The sequence below is a fragment of the Variovorax ginsengisoli genome (assembly GCF_030486595.1).
GTDB lineage: Bacteria > Pseudomonadota > Gammaproteobacteria > Burkholderiales > Burkholderiaceae_C > Variovorax > Variovorax ginsengisoli_B.
Genome location: NZ_JAUJZH010000036.1, coordinates 49,961 through 71,093 on the forward strand (window position 1 = coordinate 49,961; position 21,133 = coordinate 71,093).

The following is a 21,133-nucleotide window of genomic DNA, read 5'->3' on the forward strand; positions in this document are numbered from 1 at the left end:
CCAACGTTGGCGGTTCGCACCAACCGAAGAGGCGGACACGAAATGGTAGCAATCGTCAGCGGCAACAGCCTGGGTCTGAGCTTGACCTCCCTGACCACCCTGGGTCAACGCGGCGTCATCGGAACGGCCGGCCAGGGGCGCAGCGGCGAGCAGTCCTTCGTCAACATCGCGACCGGCAATCTCGTGCTGCAGGACTTTGACGACAGCCTCCAGGGTCGGGGCCCGGACATCGCGAACGTGCGGACGTACAACAGCCAAGGGCTGATGACGGACGACAACGGAGACAACTGGGCCGTCGGCGCCTTCGGCCAGCGCCTGCAGCTGAGTGGCACGGCTGCCACCCCTGGCAGCACGCTGACGCGTACCGATCGCGATGGTGCCCAGGCCGTGTACATCTGGGACACGGCCACCAGTCGCTATACCAGCCTGGCAGGCGCCGGTGCCATGGACACCATCGCCTACGACGAAGGCGCTTCTCAGTTCGTCTGGACCGACGGCGACACGGGACTGGTCGAGCGCTATCAGGCCACCGGGCAAGGTCGACTGCTGAACGTGAGCGACCCCAACGGCAACACGGTCACCTACGCGTACAACGCGAATGGCACTGTCCAGAGCGCAACCAGCGCCAACGGCGAAGTCACGTGGTATGACTACACCGGCACCAACCTTGCGAAGATCCGTACGGTCGATGCGGGCGGCAACACGCTCACGGCCGTGCACTATACCTACGACGGGAGCAACAGACTCTCCAGCGTGGTGGTCGACCTGACACCGGCCGACAACAGCGTTGCTGACGGCAAGACCTATGTCACAACCTACACCTATGACGGCGCAAGCAAGCGCGTCGCCAGTGTGACGCAGACCGACGGCACGAACCTGAGTTTTGAGTATGTCCAGGTCAACGGTGTCTACAAGGTGCAAAGCGTCACGGACGCGCTCGGAGCCGTCACGAGGTTCGGCTACACCAAGTCTAGAAATGGGAACCCGATCACGACGGTGACGGACGCGCTGGGTGCGAAATCAGTCTACTACTCCGACGCAGAAGGCCGATTGGGGCAGATGCGCGTCGGCGTGACCGACACGAACGCGCTGGGCGTTTCCCTGGTCAACTACACCTATGACAGCGATGGCAATGTTGTTCAAATAGTCGACGGCGAGGACAACAAGGTCCGGTTCGAATACGACGCTTCGGGCAACCTCTTGACGGAAGTCGATGCTTTCGGGAACACCCGTGTCCGGACATACGGCTTCCAGAATCAGTTGCTGACGGACACTATCTATGCCAACGCCGCCGTCAGCGCGGGCATTTTCAGCAAGGACGCGGCACTTCCCGAGACCGCAAGATACGTCTATTCGGCCTCCAACCCACGACAACTGCGCTTCGCCGTCGGTGCGCAAGGCAACGTAACGGAGTATCGCTACGACAGCTACGGGCTGCGCACGAGCGCGATCGAGTACCAAGGCTCCCTGTTCGATACAACGGCGCTCGCCCAGTCGGCCGTTCCGACGGTCTCGGACATGCTGACGTGGAGCGCGGCGCAGGACCTCAAGCTCACCCAGCGCATCGACTACACCTACGATGGGCGCGGCGAACTGGCCACGAGCACCTCCTATGCATCCGTTGCCAGCAATGGCATTGGCAACACTGCGGGCGCGGCAGTCACGCAGTACGTTTACGATTCCCATGGTCGCTTGGTCCAGAGAATCGAAGCCGGCGTGGACGGCGGAACGACCCAGTATGTCTACGATGGTTTGGGTCGCCTCACATCGACCAGCGGGCCATCACTGGACGGCACCACGGCCAGTGTCACGATCACCGCCTACGACGATGTCAATGGTCGCACCACGGTCACCCTGGCGAACGGACTGAGCACAGTCTCTGCGTTCGATCATGCGGGGCGGCTGGTCAGCGTCACTCAGACCAGTGTCGGTACCGGCGTCCTCGGGACGACGTCGTACTTCTACGACGCCGACGGCAACCTGCTGATGACCCAGGATCCCACAGGAGCACGCGCCTGGCAGTTGTACGACGAAGCCGGCCGTAAAGTGGCCGACATCGATGCCACCGGCGCATTGACCGAGTACGTCTACAACGCCAATGACCAGTTGCGTCAGACGGTGGCCTATACCGCTCGAATCGACACGAGCCTTCTGATCGATGGCTCGGGCCAGCCGACGACCGCCTGGAAGGCTTCCGGGCAGGGAGTCGGGCTTGAGTTGCTTCGCCCCGAGTCCGGCCCGGACGATCAGAAAGTCTGGCGCTTCTATGACACCGCCAACCGGCTTACCTGGCAGGTGGACGGCGCGGGCTACGTCACAAAGACCACGTATGACGGCGCCTCGCGCATCCTCTCGATCAAGCAGCAGGCCCGGCCCGTGGACGTCGAGGCCCTGGGCAATGGCGCGAACATCGAACTGCTGATCGACCCCGAGTCGGTCGGGGGCATCACGATGCTGCCGAGCCAGGACGGTTCCGACACGCTGATCGCCGAGCTCGCCGATGGCGAAGGGGCCAGTGGTGTGGTCACTTTCTTCGAGGGCGACGTCCCGATTGGAAGCGCTGTCGTGGTGAATGGCAGGGCCGAACTCGTCGCGCCCGCCATGCCCTTGGGAACGCACCAGGTGCGAGCGGCGTACTCAGGTGATGGAGTGCGACCCGCCAGTATCTCCTCGTCGGTGCAGATCGTGCACAAGGTCCAGCCCGAAGTCACGGTCACTGAGGGTAACGGATACAAGGAACTTTGGGAGGAAGGAATTGTCGGGGTCCGGTTCGAAGGACGCGACGGCTATCCGAGGCCCACCGGACAGGTCAAGTTTTACAACGGAGACACCTTCCTGGGCGAGGCAACGCTTGTCGATGGCGCCGCGGTGTTGAGGGGGATCGACTTCCCTCTCGGCTTCAACATGGTCTTCGTGGACTACGTGGGCGATGAGCTGTACAGCCCGGTGTTGGGCGCCTGGGGCTCGATCCAGGTCACCCCCAATGGGACCGACACCACCGCGAAAGTTAGCTACTCAGGTTCGGACGTTGTCATTTCCGCCAACGTACGCACCCGGATGGGAACCACCTCGACGCCGCCGAATGGGACCGTGGAGTTCTACAGTGGGGATACGCTCATCGGAAGCGTCCAGCTGAGTGGCGGCAATGCGGTCCTTCAAGTTCCGTTCGGAAGCTTGGATGGGCTGCTGAGTGTTCAGTATTTGGGCGAGACTGACAACCGCGCAAGCGACACGGGTTACATCTGGATGAGGCCGCGGTGGACGAGCGCGACTTCTTTGAGTGTCTCCCCGGCGTCCGGAACCCAAGACGACACCTTCGTGCTGGTGGCCCAGGTGGCCGGTAGCATGCCGGACGGCGTCGTGACATTCCTGAACGGCACGACCGTTCTGGGCACGGCCACCGTGGTCGATGGCTACGCAACCCTTGCCGTCAACAACCTTCCGCAGGGGCTTACTGCCCTGCAGGCGAGCTACGCGGGAGATGACGAGAATCTCAGCAGCGCGACGCCGCAGACGATTGGCGTCTCAGTCGCGGCCGGATCGGGGACCGCAGCGCCCCTTCATACGACCGGTACGGGGACATCCAACGTCTGGATCTCCCGCCAGGTCGCCACGGCCGGAGAGCCATTCGACCCTCGAATCGGGTGGGACGCCGATCTGACAGGCACCTTCAGCTATTTTGTGGACGGTGTGCTGATTGGCAGCAAGCCGGTTGAATGGTGGTCGGATTCCTATGGGTACGTGCCCGGTCTTGCGCCGGGGCAGCACACCATCCAGGTTGTCTACTCGGGCGACGCCAATTTCCAGAGCGTTGAAAGTCCGATCGTCGACCTCGAGGTCGCGCCGGCGCGCACGTCGCTGGAGCTCCGGGTCGATCAAGCCTACCCCTACGTCGCGTACGCGCCCCCGTACAAGCTGACCGCGTTCGTCAACCCTTCCGCGAGCTTCGATCCTGGCTACGGATGGCCCGACCGTCCCCTTCCTACCGGCGTTGTCACGTTCTACCTGGGCGACACCATTGTCGGAACCTCGCAAGTGATCGACGGCGTCGCGACGCTGTCGATCGACGAGATGCCGAACGGGGCAGAGATGATCACGGCGGTCTACTCTGGAGATGCATACGCCCAGTCGAGCGAAGCAAGGGCGTTCGCGCTCGTGCGCGAACACTCACAGGACATCACCACCTTCCTGAGCGTGAGCAAGTCGTCGGCCACGTTCTCGAACTATGGCGTGCCGATACGGCTGACCGCCACGATCGCAGAAGGCGTCACAGGCGGGACCGTCAAGTTCTATTCCTACAACACCGGAGCGCTGCTTGGCGCTGCGGATATGGTCGACGGTACCGCGACCATCGAGGTCTCCGATCTCCCGCCAGGCGATACGACCGTGAGCGCTGTGTACAGCGGGGCAGGTCGTTTCACGCCGATGCAGGAAGTGCTTGCCGAGCCACTGTTCGTTGCAAAGAGCGAATCGACCACCGTGCTCACGGCGTCGGCATCCACCGCCAGCACCTCTGACACAGTGACGCTCACCGCCGCGGTCAGTGGAGCGGACGTGGATGCCAATGGCATGGTCACGTTCGCCAGCGGCAAGACGGTGCTTGGGATGGCGCCCGTGATCAACGGCGTAGCGACGTTGGATGTCAACAACCTGCAAGTCGGGGTCCATTCCATCCAGGCGACCTATTCCGGAAACGCCACCAATGCCACCAGCGCCACAACGCTGGCCGCGACCATCACCGTCACACCCGGCGCGGCGGTGGCGCCTCTCTACAGCACGGGAAGCCAGAATCCGGCGCTGTCATGGGGGTGGAGCTATTTCGCCACGGTCGGAACACAAACCTACTACGGGCTCAGTTCCGCCGGCAATGCTTCCAGCCTGACGGGATCATTCTTGTTTTTTGACGGCGACCGGCTCATTGGAAGCTACTGGAAGACAGATCTCGACGCCGAGATCTGGTTGAGCATGCGATTCGACTCGCTGGGATCGAGACATTTGACGGTCGTCTATTCGGGGGACGCCAACTTCGCGGGGCAAGTTCTTGAGCGGTCGGACGTCAACGTGGGCGCCGCCACGACCAAGGTGGTCCTCGAGTCGTCGGGACGCAGCTACGAGGGCGGTTCCCCTACGACTTTGACGGCGAACGTCCTGAGAAGCCCGCCTCACGACGACTCGAACGTGGCGGCACTGACACCTGCGCCAACCGGCCTGGTCACCTTCTACAGCGATGACCTGGTGATCGGAACGGCGCCGATCGTGGATGGGAAGGCCGTGCTTTCCATATCGCTGCCAGCCGGCTCTTCCAGAATCTACGCCGTCTACGATGGCGACGATTTCAACAGTGCCTCATTCTCCTACGAGGTGCAGCAGGATGTCGATTCCGAGCCCTTCTACACCACCACGCAAGTAAGCTCCTCCGGCGACGCCGCTTTCGGGGAGAACTTGGAGTTGCTCGCAAGCGTCGCTACGTGGGGACCTGTCAGCGGAAGCGTCCAGTTCTACGACGATCAGGTCTTTCTTGCAGAGGCACCGATCATCAATGGGAAGGCGCGGCTTAGTCTAACGGGCCTGACACCGGGCATGCACTGGAACATCCGAGCGGTGTACCCAGGCGATTCCGACAATGCGCCCTCTGAGGGCGTTCTATACCTTTATGTTGACAGGAAGGGCTCCGTCATCCTAAACAGGACGCCGGGACTCATCACTCGAGATGACAGTCTCACAGTCCAAGTGATGGGCGGCGAGGGTATGGTCACCTTCTACGATGGCACTCGAATCCTCGGTACTGTCGCCGTCGTCGATGGCATGGCGACGCTATCGGGTATTCGATTGCCGGCAGGCCACAGAACGATTTCTGTGGCCTACACGGGTGACGAGAACAATGGGAGCTCGACTCTCGAGTTCGAACTTGAGGTCGCAGGCGCACCAAAGACGACCGTGCTCGCTTCGCTAGATGCTGAACATGACAGGGAAGCGACCACGCTCTATGACCGAAATGGGAACGTGCAAGGCATCTTGGATGCCGAGGGCTATCTGACGGAGATTGTTCGCAATGCTGCAGGGGAAGTGGTCGAAACGATCCAGTACTCGGACCGAGTGAACTTCGATAGTGAGGTCCTGCGCACAGTTGCTATCAACGCTGCACGATCCAACTACGACTTGGCCAGCATCCGGCCTCTCCGGTGGGGCGAGGACGTTCACACATTCAACATCTATGACGCGCGAGGACGACTCGTCGGTCAGGTCGATGGGGAAGGCTACCTTACCGAGACCGTCTATGACCTTCGTGGAAACGTCACCCAGACTACGCGGTACGCCAAGCCGGTCAACGCCGATCCCCGGAATGCGACTGTGGAGAGCCTGCGACCGTTGAATTCTGAGTCGCAGGTGGTCTCTCAGGTCTGGAGTGCGGCCAATCTGCTCGTGAGCCGCACCAACGTCGAGGGCACGGTCACGGAGTTCCGCTATGACAGCGTCGGTCGACTCATCCAGACGACGGTCGCCGTCGGCACGACGGATGAGCAGACGCACAAGTACCGTTATGACCTTCAGGGCCGCCTGCAGGGCGAACTCGATGGACGCGGCAGCGAGGCGGCCGGCGCAGCGGACCCCCTGAGCCTCTGGGCTGAGAACGGCTTCACCCATACCTACGACGCTGCGGGCCGCCGCACGAGCACCACGGACGCGAATGGTCATCGGACCCTGTTCTTTTACGACGCCATAGGTCGCCTGCGCTATACCGTCAATGCCCTGGGTGAGGTGACGGAGAGCCGCTACAGCGCTCAGGGGCAGCTTTTGGAGCAGATCACTTACGGTTCGACCGTCGACGTTTCGATCCTTGGCGGTACGCAGCCCGGCGGACTGGATACCACCGCATTGGAGTCGGCACTGGATGCCGTGGCCGATGACACACTGGATTCGGTCGTCTCCAACGCGTACAACGCAACAGGCACGCTCGCAAGCACGGTCAATCCGCTGGGCTCCACCACGACCTATTCGTACAACGCCTTCAGAGAGGCCATCGCCAGCAGTTACACGCGCACCGACGGGTACGTCGTCACCGATACGGCAACCTACGATCGACGCGGCCTGAAGACAGAAAGCGTTAGGGATACCGCGACGCTCGCGATCAGGGAACGGCAAGACTACGATGCCTTTCGGCGCGTCTACCGGACCTTTGATGGCAACGGCAATCGCAGTCAGATACTGCATGATCGGCTGGGACGAGTCGTCTGGACCGAGGACCCGTCCTTCTACGCCAACTACACGACCTACGACGCGTTTGGTCGCATCTACACCCACCGCGATTCGAATACTTTCGCGGACACGTTCTATCTCTACGACACCGCCAATCGCAGCGTCACTGTATTCGCGCCGGGGGGAGCGAGCACGACCGTGCACAACCGACACGGGCAGACGTCGAGTGTGACCGACGGGCGCGACAACACGACAAGCTATAGCTACGACAAGAGCGGAAATCTGCTGCAGACTTCGACGGCGCTGACATCCACAACCAACGTCTACGATGATGCCGGCCTGCTGCTCCAGAGCACCGATGCCAACGGCGTCACGACCGACTACACCTACGACGCGGCCAACCGATTGCTGACGCAAACGGTCGATGCGACGGGCCTCAACCTCATCACCTCCTACGACTACGACGCCAAGGGTCAGGCGGTAAGCACGACCGACGCGCGCGACATTGTCACGACGATTGAGTTCGACCTTGGCGGGCAGGTGCTGCGCCGGACGGTCGATCCAACGGGCCTGAACCTCGTGACCACCTACGTCCACGATGTCACGGGCCAAGTCCTTCGCGTGACCGATGCCAACCACGAGGTCACTCAGTACACCTATGACGGAGCAGGCCGTCGCATCCTGGAACAGGTCGATCCGGACGGACTCAACCTGACGCGCGCATACGAGTACGACGCTGCCGACAACGTCACGCGTTCCATCGATGGCAATGGCAACGCCACGCGCTATGCCTACGACGAAGTCAACAGGCTCGTCTACACCTTGGATCCGTTGGGCAATGTAGTCCAGCAGTTCTACGACCGCGGGGGGCGCATGATCGGGCGCACCGCCTACTCGGTGCCCATCGACACCACTGGTCTCCCAGACGCCGTGGCACGCGCAGACATCGAGGCACTCGTGGTTGCGACCCCAGGGGCCGACGTCAAGGAGATTCGCCGCTACGACGACGCTGACCGCCTGCGCTTCCTGATCGACGGTACCGGCGCCGTCGTCGAGTACGAATACGATGCGGCCAGCAACCTCGTCGAGCAGCGCGCGTACGCCAACCGCATCGACCTTGCCAGTTGGAACCCGGCCGACGCCCCCCCGATCACGGCCGACGCGACGCGCGATGAGCGCGTTCGGCGCGTCTATGACGAGCTCAACCGGCTCACTTGGCAGGTCGACGGTGCCGGCGCCGTCACCAACTACACCTACGACGCGAACGGGAATCTGGTTGAAACCAAGGCTTTCGCGAACGCATTGACGAGCGCCGCGCTCAGCAGTTGGGACGGTGCGAATGCACCGACGGTGACTGTCGACGCCTCACGAGACATGCGGGTGCGCACCGTCTACGACAACGCCAACCGGGCAGTATGGACAGTCGATGCTTTGGGGAGCGTCTCCCAAATGGTCCGCGACGCCAACGGCAACGTGGTCGAAACGCGCGCCTACGCCAATGGCCTGGATGCTGTGACGCTGGCGGCGTGGGATGGCCGTAGCGAGCCGGTCGTCCTGGCCGACGACGCGCGTGACATCAGCGTTCGCCAAAAGTACGACGCGGCCGGCCGCGCCATCTGGCGCGTTGACGGCACCGGTGCGGTCACCCTCACGACATATGACGCCAACGGCAATGTCACGCAACTGCGTCAGTTTGCCGGAGCCATCGCATACGGTGCTGAGCCGGAAACTGCGTGGATGAGTCCGCAGGACCGCGTCACGTCCTACTTATACGACGCTGCCGGTCGCCTTCGCTACCAACTCAGCGAGACAGACATACTGAACGTTGGGCACGAAGGCCCTGGACCGCAGTTGGTCACGTCCTACGACTACGACGGCGCTGGAAACCTGGTGCGAAAGGTGATCCATTCCTGGGAGCTGGGCAACTTGGACAGGATCGACATCGATGAGGTCTTCGCTTATCTTGTCTATCGGCCCGAAGTCGACCAGGTCCAGTCCATGGTGTACGACGCCGCGGGGCGCCTGAGTTGGAGCGTGGATGGAACGGGGGCCGTCGCCCGTACCGACTATGACGGCACGGGGCGTGCCGTACGGGCGGTGCAGTACGCCAATATGCTGGACGTGTATAGCTTTGCCCAACAGGAGAACGGCTACTTTCCGCCGCTGAGCGAGGCAGACGTGCTTTCCCGGCTGCAACCCGACGCGGCCACCGATCGCATCACGGTCTTCGCGCACGACAGCGCAGGCAGGCGTACCTTCACCGTCGACGCCTTGGGAGGAGTGAGCCGCAGCGTCTTCGATGCCTTCGGCAACGAGACCCAGAAGATTGCCTATTCCAATCCGCTGACACCTCCCGATGAGGCTACGTCGTACCAGGACGGGCAGTTGCGCAATCTCGTTGTCGCGAGCGCGGCGAACGATCGTATCGAGCATTTCGGCTTCGACCAGGCCCAACGGCTCGTGCTAACTATCGACGCCCTGGGCGCCGCGACCGAGAGACTCTACGACGGCCTGGGGCTGGTGACTGAAACTCGTGAGTACGCCCGTACCGCAGGCACTTTCGGCCTGAGCAGCACGGCCAGCGCCAACGAACTGCGCGCACGCCTGGTCCAGGACCCAAGCAACGACCGCGTGACGCGACAGGCCTTTGATGCCGCAGGTCAGTCGGTGTACACAATTGATCCCCTGGGCTACGCAAGCCGCAACGACTACGACACGTTCGGACGCATCGTTGGAACGCACCGGTTCGCACTCGCGATACCGGCGTCCACGCCCAACACGCTGGCCGACATCGAAGACGCCGTGAGCCCCGACCCCGCAGACCGGACCGAGGCCTTCACCTTCGATCTTGCCGGTCGCGTGCTGTCGCACACGGATGCCATGAATGGCACCGAGGCGTGGACCTTCGATGCGCTGGGCAACAAGCTCAGCTTCACGAACGTCGCCGGCGCGGTCTGGACCTATGCCCACGATCGTCAGGGGAGGATGATCCAGGAGACCTCGCCCCAGGTCGAACTCACGACCGTTGATGTCGGCGGAGATGGCCGACTGCAGGTCGACGCCGGCAGCAGCGGCCTCGGCAACGTCGTCACCCGCATGGCCTACGACGCTTTCGGCAACCTCACCAGCCGGACGGAAGCTGCTGGAAGGCCGGAGCAGCGCGTCACGAAGTACGCCTATGACCAGCTCGGGAGACAGGTCCGGGTTCAGTACCCGACGGCTGGCGTTTACGACCCCGCTGCGGACAGTCTGACGACAAATGGAGTGGACGGCCCTGCCGTGCGCGTCGAGCAGCTACGGGCGCTCACGACCGAGACCCGCTACGATGCCTTTGGAAACGCCATCGCCAATATGGACGTCGGCGACAACATCAGCTACAAGACCTATGACCGCGTCGGCCGGGTGGCGTATGAGGTCGACGCGCTGGGCTATGTCACGGGATACGATCGAGATGCCTTCGGCAACGCGACGACGCTGACGCGATACGGGCAGCTCAGTGGCCTGGCTGCTCCGTGGCCCAATCCGCTTGACATCACACAGGTGGCCGCGGTCGTCAACGCGCTCGACCATTCGAACGACCGCACCATCTCGAGCCGCTTCGATCGACTCGGCCGCGCGATCGAAGTCACTGAGGCGAGCGTCTTCACTTTCGATCCCGATCTCGCCGGTGGTGGCGGGATGCGTGCCAAGGCGACGCGCAATACATATGACGTGTTCGGGAACTTGGTCCAGGTCGCGCAGTTCAAGAGCACCGACAGCTGGATCGTGACGCGCAACGTCTACGACAAGCGAAACCAGCAGATCGCAACGATCGATGCGAAGGGCTACGTGACCACCCAGGCGTTCGACGCCGCGGGCAATCTGACGGATCGCATCGAATATGCAAAGCCGGCGAGCGGGGAGGGTGTCACCCGCAACCTGATGGGCTGGACCGGCCTGGCCAACGGGGATGGCAGCGTGCCGTTGCCCTCTCAAGACGCGGACAACGACCGACACACCGCCAGCAAGTACGACGCGGGCGGCCGAAAGCTGAGCGACAAGCGCTTCAACGTCGAGGTCGGGACGGCTTCGGGCGCCCCGGCGACTCGAACTGATCTGACGACCACATACGAGTATGACGCGCTGGGCAATCTCACGCTCACAACGGACGCGCTGGACGGAACGACGTACAGCTACTACGACGCGCTGGGCCGAGTGAGGGCCGTTGTCGAGCCGACTCGCGCCAGTACAGAAAGCGGTGCTTTTCTTGCCCCGTTGACCGTGTTCTACCGCGATGCCTATGGCAACGTGGTGATGCAGACCGAATACGTGAACGGTGCGTCATTTGAGGCAGGGCGGGAAGGCATGCCGCTGAATCCCGTGGCGGTGCCGCCCGCGCAACAGCCTGTGACCGTGACCAACCCCGAGATCGCGGCGCTGCCCAGTGGCTGGAGTCTGGACGGCACGACTCCGCTCTTGGGGTATGTGTCCGATACGGCTTTCGAGGGGGGGAAGCCGTTGTATCGCATGGTGAAGGGTGCCCAGCATCTCTTCACGTCGTCAGAAGCGGACCGCCTCGCCCGTCAGACCGAAGGATGGCTCGATGATGGCATCGCCGGGTATCTGGGGGCAACACAGGCGGCCGGGACCCGCAGTGTCGTGCGCTTGTACAACGCGTTCGGAGACACCACACTCGTCTCGGACCCAGGGGAGTTGATCCGCCTGGGCTTCTTGAACTGGCAGATTGACACCCGTCATGGTGGTGACGGAGTGGTCGGGTGGATCTCGGAAAGCGCGAATGGATCTTTCGACACGTCACTGCTGCACTTTGCCAATCTCGATTTCAGCGCTAGAGACAACCTGTTCCTGGCTGGTACCGTCACGTACACCCCGCAGGTCGACCCCGCCAGCGTGATGCGTTCGGACCGCACGAGCTACGCGCAGTTTGACGCGCTTGGTCACGTCGTGCAAAGCACCGATGCGATGGGCGTCAACCACTACAGCTCGTACAACGCCCAAGGGCTGCTGGCGAAGGAGTGGCAGACCGATCAGGTGTTGAACATCGAAGGCGCGCCGCAACCCCAGGTCCCGGTCGCGGCCCAGGGAACGCCGCACATCATGGGCGTTGGAGCCGGCATCCTTGACATCCCGCATGCGACCGGCGCCAGCCCGGGCGAAGTGGAGATGATCCCGACCCCCGCCCTGTGGTGGACCCTGCCTGCGCCGGGCACCACAGCCGAGGTCACGCTGTCGGTGCAAGGCCAGCCGAACGGCTGGGCGCCGGGCGTGGAAGTCACGAGCACGCTGGGCTATGCCGACCTCACGGGGGTCCAAGGCGTCTATGACTACCGGATCGTCTTCAAGGACGCATCGGGGAACGTGGTGGCGCATGCCGTCGGCACACTGACCATCCCCAGCACCGGCACGGACCTCAGCGTCGAGGACAGCACGCCACCCTACATCCCGGCTCATACGGAGGCCGAGCAGAGCAGCGTGCGCACCACCTACCGCGCCTACGGCTACGATGCGCTGGGCCACCAGACCCACGTTGTTGATCCTGGCGACGGCAGCGTCGGCTCGTTGGTCGATTCCGAGATGAGCTACAACGGCTTCGGCGAACTGATCGGAAAGCGCGTCAACGGCCAGGAGGGCGAGTACTTCGACTACGACGTCGCCGGACGCATGTGGCGTACCAACGCCGGCGGTGGCGTGGACAAAGTGGCCCTGTATGACGCATTGGGTCGCCAGACCGCCGAAATCACCAGCGCAGGAGCGGGCCGCGAGGATCTGAACCTGGATAGGGACCACATCCAGGCAGCTGAACAGGTAGCCGGGCTCGCCAATGTCCGCCGCACCGATACAAGCTACGACTTGCTGGGTCGCGTCGTCAGCCAAGCGCTGCCCGAACGACGCGAGGTGCAAGGAGGCGTCGATGTGAGCAACGACGTTCTCAGTGGCGGCCTTGTATCCAGCGCGACCCCTGGCTCGGCGGGCTGGGTCGGAACCAACTCCGTGCACGTTGGCTGGAACTCGCTATCAGGACTGGGTAGCGGGGAAGTGCGCGTGACCATCAGCTATGTATCCCGGGATGCGGCTGGGAACGATGGGCCAGTGAGGCAACGCAGCCAGATCTTTGATGCCACCGCCAGCGACATGAACGTGAGTTGGACGGATAGCGCCTCCGACCCCCATGGCGGCGTGAAGCGCGTCATGAGCGTAAGCATCGAAAAGAAGGATATTCACGGGGCTTGGGCGTCCGTGGTGGATCAGAAGTCTTTTGGCGAAGTGGGCCGCAGCGCCTTCGTCGCCTTGCCCGACGCATCCCAATACGTCACCTCGACCGGAGGCGTGCTGCCGTCATCGCGGCTGGAGTACCGCTTGGCGGGCAGCAGTGGGGCGTGGACCGTCTTGCCGTCGATCGACTTCGGCTCGGGGCTACGGGTCGACCTGACGAATCTGGCGACGAACAACTACGACTACCGAGTCCTAACCACCGCTCCGAACGAGGAGGCCGGGTCTCCGTTGCAGGAGACCGTCACTGCAAGCGGCGTATGGACGGTTGCGCCCCAGTCGTTGCTCAACATCGGCGTGGCAGGCGTGAATTCCAGCAGCCAAACCTTGGAGTGGCAGGGCCCGGCTGGCGGCGATATTCAGGTCATCCGCACGCGGGTGGCCGGTTCGGCGGGGCCTTGGACCGATCAAGCCATCGGCCATCCGGCGGGCAACGCCTGGAGCACCATGAGTCTGGCGGGGTTGGCCGGCGGCACGTACGAGTACGAGTTGCTGTGGACCCATCCGGGAGATCCTGGCCCCTATGCCCACGCGAACGGTGTCGTTCAAAAGGTGCCCGGCACCCCCGACCAATTCGTGCAGGGGACACCGGGCACACCCGCAACACCCGCTGTCGGCGTCCCGCCGATCGGCGGTATCACGCTCGGATCGGTGATGGCTCCATTCGCCGACCCGCAAACGGGTGAGCAGATCGTTCGCGAATCCTTCTACTTGCGCCTCCCGCCCGCTCCCGCCGGCTTCGCCCTTCCTGTAATTCAATCGACAAGCTACCCCTACCCGTCGGGCCTCTTCAACACCACCCTCGGTTTGGATGGGTTCTGGTACGCGTCCTTCGACCAGATCAGCCTGATTGACAACTATGGCCCTAGTCCTGGTGAGTATGACGTCATCTATGGTTACTACCCCTCCCAAGCTCATTCCCTGATCCAGCCCTGGGGCGCGGCCGCCACGCAGCTTTGGAAGGCCCGGGTCACCGTCCATAGCGACCGCCGGGTGACGATGGAGGTGACCCCACTGCCTTACTCCCCGGGAGCACCGGGCACTCCCGGCACGCCGGATTACACGATCCCAGGGACCCCTACGGCATACGGCTGGGGCGTGACCTATCCGGGCCCTTACGCCCAAAGTCAGAATCCTGCATCCGGCCGCCTACAAATTGGGGAATCGGCCGGCGTCGACGGCGTGAATGGCTACCAGCGCCCGGTTGTCGTCCAGAACGTCGACCGTTGGGGCAACGTATTGAGCATTACGGATCCTCGCTCGGTCGCGTGGAAGACCACCTACCGCTACAACGCCAACAATCAGGTCGTCGAGCAGGTGCAGACGGATTCGGACGGCAACGCCGGTGCCGGCAATCCCAACGCCGCCACAACCCGAATCAACTACGACGCGCTGGGCCGCCAAGTGGCGGTCATTGATGCCCTCGGGCATGTCAATGGCCAGGAGTGGGACGCCGGTGGCAATCTGGTGCGGGAGATTCATGCCGACGAAGGTGAGGTCATTCACTCGTACGACGCCTTCGGCAACAGGGTGCGCACCGTCGATGCGGTGGCGAACCAGTCCCACAGCGGTGCGAGCACGGGCTATCTCTACGACAAGCTCGACCGCCTGATCCGCACTACGCGCGACGATGGGGCAGGGCGGGTCATCTCCGAGTTCCAGCGCTGGGACGAAGTCGGGCGCTTGGTGAGCACCACCAACGGCGAAAGCGAAACCATCCGCTACGCCTACGACCTGCGCGGCAACCTGGTGCGCACCACGCTGGCGATGGGTCAGGCCACGGAGGCCGCCTACGACGCCCTCAATCGCAAGATTTACGAGAAAGATGCCAAAGGCAGCGAGGCGGCATGGACCTACGACTATTTTGGTCAGCTCACCGGGCATAAGGACATAGGCGGCGCCACCCATCGGTATACCTATGACAACGCCCGCCAACTCATCGAGCAGAGCAGCTGGAAGGGCGAGGACCACCTGCAGGACCAGTCTTTCGAGTACGACGCGGCGGGGCAGCTCCTACGCGAGAATGACTTTGCAGTTGGTAGGACCTCCACCTACCGCTATGACCTCTCGGGGCGCCGCATTCGAGAGACCACCGTGCAGGGTGGCGTGGTGTACCAAGACAACCACATCGCCTATGACGCGCTCGGGCGCATGCGATGGGTGAGCGATACACGCGCCACCATCACGATCGACTACGACCTTCTGGGCAACCGAACGCGCATTCGAACAGCGGTCGATGACCTCGCAGGGCACTACAGCGACCGGTACTACCAGTACGACAAAATGAATCGCCAGATCGTGGTCGACGCCGTCGATGCGCAAGGCACCCTTGGCGCGGACGGTCACAGCCTCGGGTATGACCGCAACGGCAATCGCACGCGCGACAGGTCTCAGGATGGAGAGGAAATCGTCAAGTACGACACGCTCAACCGGCTCGAACGGATCTGGAAGGGCGAAGTCGAGACCGACCATCGTGTCTATGACAACGCAAGCCGTGTCGTGCAGAGCGGCACGGAAGCTGACCGTCGTGTCAATCAGTACGACGACAACGGCCGCCTGGTGCATCAGGAACAATGGCGGCCCGACTTTCTGTTCCCCTCAACGGGCACGAACTACTACTACGATGGCGTCGGCAATGTCACCAGCACGTTATATGTGGATGCGCGGCAGAACCAGAGCAGCTACACCTCGAATGCGGTGGTTGCCACCGGCGACCGCTATGTGAACGAGCAGAGCACCACTCGGAACGCCCAGGGAGCGCTGGCCGTGGACGCCAACGGGCTCAATCCTCGCCTGGTGGGCACTGCGAGTAACAAGAGCGGTGGCATCCTTGACCATCACTACGATGCCAACGGCGATTTGGACTGGACGAAAAATGTCTTTGAACAGAACCCAGCGAACAGCGAACACAACTTCATCAGCGACGCTGCGGGAAATGTGCTGTACGCCTATTACCGCGACACCAGCAACAACAATGAAAGCCAAGCCCAGCGCCAATTGGTGGTCAATGGTGAAGTACTAGGGCGCTATGGCGAGGTCGCGACGGGGCGGATGCCGTTAGATGCCTTTGGAATTCCGAACTACACGCTCCTCACCTACGGGCAAGAGGCCGATTTCAGCTTCGGGTACCAGGGCATCAACAGCCAGTACCCAGCGGGGAGCGCGGGTACCCACGTAGTGCAGAACGGCGACACGCTGAGCGGCATCGCCAAATCGAACTATGGCAACGCTGGGCTGTGGTACCTGATCGCCGAGGCCAACGGCTTGACTAGCGACGCCGACCTCATGACCGGCCAGGTGCTGCGCCTGCCGCCGGCCGTCAGCAACGCCAACAACGCCGACACCTTCAAGCCCTACGACCCGAGCAGGATCGCCAATGACACGCCCACCATGCTGGCGATGCCGCAGGACAAGGGTGGGTGTGGCGGGGTGGGGCAGGTCATCGTGGCAGTGGTGGCTGTCGTCGTGGCGGTCGTCGCGCCATATGCGATTCCCGCCATCGGCGCGCTGGGCCCGGTGGCAGGCGGCGTCGTCTCGGCAGCCCTGGGGTCGGTTGCGAGCCAAGCCGTCGGAAATGCCATCGGCGTGCAGGACGGCTTCAGCTGGAAGCAGGTCGCGCTGGCAGCGGTCGGCGGCGGCATCGCTGGCGGCCTCTCCGGAACAACTCCCTTGGGCGGTGCGGCCAGCGACGTCGGCAACCGAGTGGTTCAGCGCGCCGTGGGCAACGCGCTCACGCAGGGCGTAGCAGTAGCTACTGGATTGCAGTCGAGCTTCAGCTGGAGTTCTGTCGCGGCATCTGCGCTCAGCGCGGGCGTGAGCCAGGGGCTGAATGCGGCGATGGGTTACTACCCTGGCCAGATCGGAGTCCAGTTCGACTTCGGCAAGAGCTTGGCCTCAGGTCTCGGAGGCAGTCTCGTGGCGCAAGCAGCGCGCGGCGGCAAAATCAATGGCGCTGCTGTAGCTGCTGACGCGTTCGGGAACATCCTCGGGGATAAGTTGGCGGCAGCCAACAGCAGCATCCCCGCGCCGGCGAGCGCCGGTGAAAGGTCCCGCATCATGGGACTCTTCGCCGATGGTCCGGGCTATGGGTCTGCGGGCCTCCGTGCGGATATGTCGGCGACCACGGCCGATCAGCTGCGCGCAGACTTAGGTCTCGCAGACTCGAATGCAAGGTACCCAGGCGTGCAACTCGCTGCAGGGCCAGGATTCACCGGGACCAGCCCAGACAGTCTGCGCCTCGGAGGAGACCTTGATAGTGAGATCGCTGGAGCCAAGGCTTTCCTCGGCGGCATGGACAGTCAAGGCAGGGGCGCGTCGAGTTCGGCGGCTGCTTCTGGTAAGGCTGCTTGGCTTGCAACTCAGGCGCAAGCGACATCAAACCTGAATGCCAGCGGCGCGGGTGCCGTTCGGATGACCTCGGGGTTCGAGTCGCCGACCTCGCCAGGCAACGTGGGTGGCTACATCAATAGCGATGGAGAAGCTTGGGCCACGCAGATCAATGTGGCGGAAGCGGCTAGCCCTGCACCGATCTCGCGTCCTGGGGATTCGATCCAGCCGCTGAGCGACAGCGAGGCGTTCTTTGCGTTCAACCCGGCAGGTCGATTTGCCAAGGGTGTGGGCGGGGCCGCGCTTGATGCATGGCTTGCCGTGCCTCGCGCTGCTGTTGGTGTTGGCAACCTTGCACGTGATGCGATAGGCTATGCGAGCAACGCCATCGCGCCGCAACGCAGCGTACTGACAGGCCGGCCTATTCCGTACCAGCCCCGCAGCGCACTAGTTCAGAGTGTTCAGCAAAACGGCGTTGCGGGCACGGTGGGGGCGGGCATCGTCGGTGCTGTGCGCAATGCTCCTGGCATCGGGCTCGTCGGAGCACTTGGGGCGCCGAACCGAGATTGGGCAAATGTGGGTGCGCAGGTCCTCAATACCGGTACGGCTGGAGTTGGAGCCGCGTCTACCTTGCGTAGCGGGACTCGAACGGCGCTCGAGGGTACATTTGTAGACTTCGCTCGCGGCGAGTCAGTTGCGCCGGGTTTTTATCGCGCTGACCCAAGGCAATTGCGCTTCACTCAGTCGGATGCGTCACCCAACTTCGTTGATCGAGCTGGCAGGTCGATCGGCACAATTGACAGTTTGGTTTCTGACCTGCGCGCAGGCAGGGTGAGCGCCGATCAAGTGGGCAGCCCGCTTCAAGTGGTGATGCACGAAGGAAAACCATTCTCTATCGACAACCGAAGGCTGGTTGCTTTTAATACCGCAGAAGCCAGGAACGTCCCGATTCAAGTCGTCAGCCTGAAAGATCCCGGGGTCTCTGCCCGCTTCTTTGATCGTTTTGATCCAATACGAGGTGAAGGATGGAACATCGTGATCACTCCCACCTCAGGGCGCACGGCCGCGCAGATGCTGATGCGCGACCAGGGTTTGATTAATGGCGTGCAGTTGAGGAACTGAAATGAAAGATTATTTGACACCGTCAGACTTTATGGAATTCCCCCTCTGGCGCTATGACGAAGATGCTGACGGCTACTTCCCAGTTCGGGGAGAAGCCGATTTGCCAGGACGCGTTCGAGATCTGAGCTTGCGCGCAGAGTTCACAACCCCAGCAGGCAACGTGTTTGAAGGCTACATAGTGGGCGTTGAAAACGTGTTCTCGATTGGGCTGTTTGGAAACGAACGGATCTATCACTTCAACAAGAACTTATCCGACCTATCGCGCGAGCAGGCCGAAGAATTCCTGGCTGCGAGCGGGCTGTCAGGCAAGTTGCACTACGAGGCGATGTTCCCATTGCGCTACGAGACCAAGTGGGGAAGCCCGCTGTTCAATGACTTCTCTGGTGTCTTCGAGATGCCTGGATGAGAGGGGAGTCTCGCTTGCGTTGACTTCAGGGCGCGATAAAGGCCGACGGCACGCTGGCGGTGAGCCATACGCCGTTCTCTGCTCGAAGGAACGAAAAGCCCTGTGTGTGCATGAAGCCCGACGCGATGGTGAGAACCACGGGTTTGCCATGGCGCTGGCCGACGTTGATGGCCGTCTGCACATCCGTCGAAAGGTGCACGTACTGCCGCGAGCCCGGCAACAGTCCTTGCGCGCGGATCGACTCCATAAACCGCGTGGCCGTGCCGTGATAGAGCACGGCCGGTGGCACCTTCTCCTCGAAGCTGATCGCCACGCTGTCAGTCGAGTGCCCTTGGACTGCACGGATGCTTGCGCCATCGGCGGAAAGAGCAAACCGCTTCTTCTCGCTGGTGGTCACCACCTGCTCGATCAATGCCCGATCCAACGCTCGCTCATGCTTCACAGCGGCCTCGATCAATGCATCGACGCGTGCCCACCCTTCCGTGTCCAATGACAGGCCGATCGACTGTGGTTCATGTCGCAGGATGTAGCTTAGAAATTTGCTCGTCTCTGAAAGTTGCTTGTTGCTCATGCTCTTCGCGTCCGCGCGTGGTTGCTAGCTGCTAGGAAAAGGATAGCCTCACGTGACTTAACTGCGTGCGGTGCGGCGGCTTGGGGCTCTGCTCGCCCTGACGGGCGCGTCGCTCGGTGCGTGCGGCCCGGAGCTCGGCGTCGATCTCTTCTTCGGTCATGGGGCTCGATGCTGGCGGCGTGCAGGCGTTCGGCCACTTGCATCAGCCGGCGTCCGGCCTGGCGGCGCATGGCCTCTTCCAGCAGCCGCTGGAGACACCATCGGTGAACAAGACTTCGCTGCGTGCGCGCCGGGCCAGCGCGTCGGGCAAGGTGATTTGCAGGATGGTCATGGGTGCTTCCTCGCTCGGGGTGTGGCGTGGGTTGATTCTTAGGTTGTACCGCAGGTTGAACAACAAGTTGTTGGTTCGCCGCAAAAACCCGGCCCTGGCGGCCCCATCGACTTCGTCTTGGCCGCCGGAGCTGCAGGCCCTGCGCCCACCAAACCGCGACCGCGTGCGCGCGGGGCACAATGCGCGGCTCGTGCAGACCGTCCTCATGCCTCGCCAGCCCGCGCCCGTGCTCGCGTGCGGGGCCCATGGCTACGACGGCGCAGAGGACGCCACTCAAGTGGCAGTGATTGCGGTGGTCGTGGCCGTCTATACGGGTGGCGCGGCGTTGGCAGCGATGGGTGCGACCGTGGGGACGGCGAGTGCCGCTGGCGGTCGCAGGAGCCATCGGCGGCGCGGCCGGCTCGGTTGCCAGCCAAGCCGTGGGCATGGCCATCGGTACGCAGGATTCGTTCAGCTGGACGGGTGTGGCGCTGGGCGCCATTGGTGGTGCAGTGGCCGGTGGGCTGGGGGCCTCTGGTGTCCTGCCAGATACCAGCAACGCATTCTTCAAAGGTGCAATTCGCGCCGGTGTGAGCAGTGTCGCCAGCCAAGGCATCGCAGTCGTAACTGGCTTGCAATCGCGCTTCTCCTGGAAGTCGGTCGCTGCCTCTGCTGTGAGCGGCGGCGTAGCGCAGGGCTTGAACGCAGCGATGGGCTACTACCCGGGGCAGCCCGGCGTTGACTTCAACCTTGGCAAGAGCCTGGTGACAGGCGTTGGGGGCAGCCTAGTCGGGCAAGTCGTACGCGGAGGGAAGGTCAATGGGTATTCCGGAGCATCGTGACCGACCATTCCGGGCGAACGTGACCGAGGATTCCGGGCGAACGTGACCGGTGATTCCGGGCTGAACGTGACCGATTTCGGGGTACTCCG

5 protein-coding genes are annotated in these 21,133 nt (G+C 62.7%); 3 read left to right on the forward strand and 2 right to left on the reverse strand.

What is annotated here, in order from left to right; all coding sequences use genetic code 11:
• Positions 1-42 precede the first annotated feature (42 nt).
• Both QZH52_RS33515 and QZH52_RS33520 read left to right on the forward strand, forming a co-directional pair.
• On the forward strand, positions 43-18,915 hold the full coding sequence (locus QZH52_RS33515) for an Ig-like domain repeat protein (protein WP_301815488.1): 18,873 nt from the start codon (positions 43-45) through the stop codon (positions 18,913-18,915).
• Between the two features lies 1 nt (position 18,916).
• Positions 18,917-19,321 (forward strand): hypothetical protein, encoded by a 405-nt coding sequence (locus tag QZH52_RS33520; protein WP_301815489.1) that lies wholly within the window; start codon positions 18,917-18,919, stop codon positions 19,319-19,321.
• 25 nt (positions 19,322-19,346) lie between these two features.
• Here the strand turns inward: QZH52_RS33520 and QZH52_RS33525 are convergent, their stop codons facing one another.
• On the reverse strand, positions 19,347-19,892 hold the full coding sequence (locus QZH52_RS33525) for an RNA 2'-phosphotransferase (protein ID WP_301815491.1): 546 nt from the start codon (positions 19,890-19,892) through the stop codon (positions 19,347-19,349).
• Between the two features lie 202 nt (positions 19,893-20,094).
• A complete protein-coding gene (locus QZH52_RS33530) occupies positions 20,095-20,223 on the reverse strand; it encodes a hypothetical protein (protein ID WP_301815493.1) in 129 nt (42 codons plus the stop codon).
• A 359-nt stretch (positions 20,224-20,582) separates the two neighbouring features.
• Between QZH52_RS33530 and QZH52_RS33535 the strand changes: the two genes are divergently transcribed.
• A complete protein-coding gene (locus tag QZH52_RS33535) occupies positions 20,583-21,044 on the forward strand; it encodes a hypothetical protein (RefSeq protein ID WP_301815494.1) in 462 nt (153 codons plus the stop codon).
• The last annotated feature ends 89 nt before the right edge of the window (positions 21,045-21,133 follow it).

Bases quoted from the DNA above. Each gene is read 5' to 3' on its own strand.
- QZH52_RS33515 (WP_301815488.1), top strand. From the start codon at position 43: ATGGTAGCAATCGTCAGCGGCAACAGCCTGGGTCTGAGCTTGACCTCC.
- QZH52_RS33520 (WP_301815489.1), top strand. From the start codon at position 18,917: ATGAAAGATTATTTGACACCGTCAGACTTTATGGAATTCCCCCTCTGG.
- QZH52_RS33525 (WP_301815491.1), bottom strand. From the start codon at position 19,892: ATGAGCAACAAGCAACTTTCAGAGACGAGCAAATTTCTAAGCTACATC.
- QZH52_RS33530 (WP_301815493.1), bottom strand. From the start codon at position 20,223: ATGACCATCCTGCAAATCACCTTGCCCGACGCGCTGGCCCGGCGCGCA.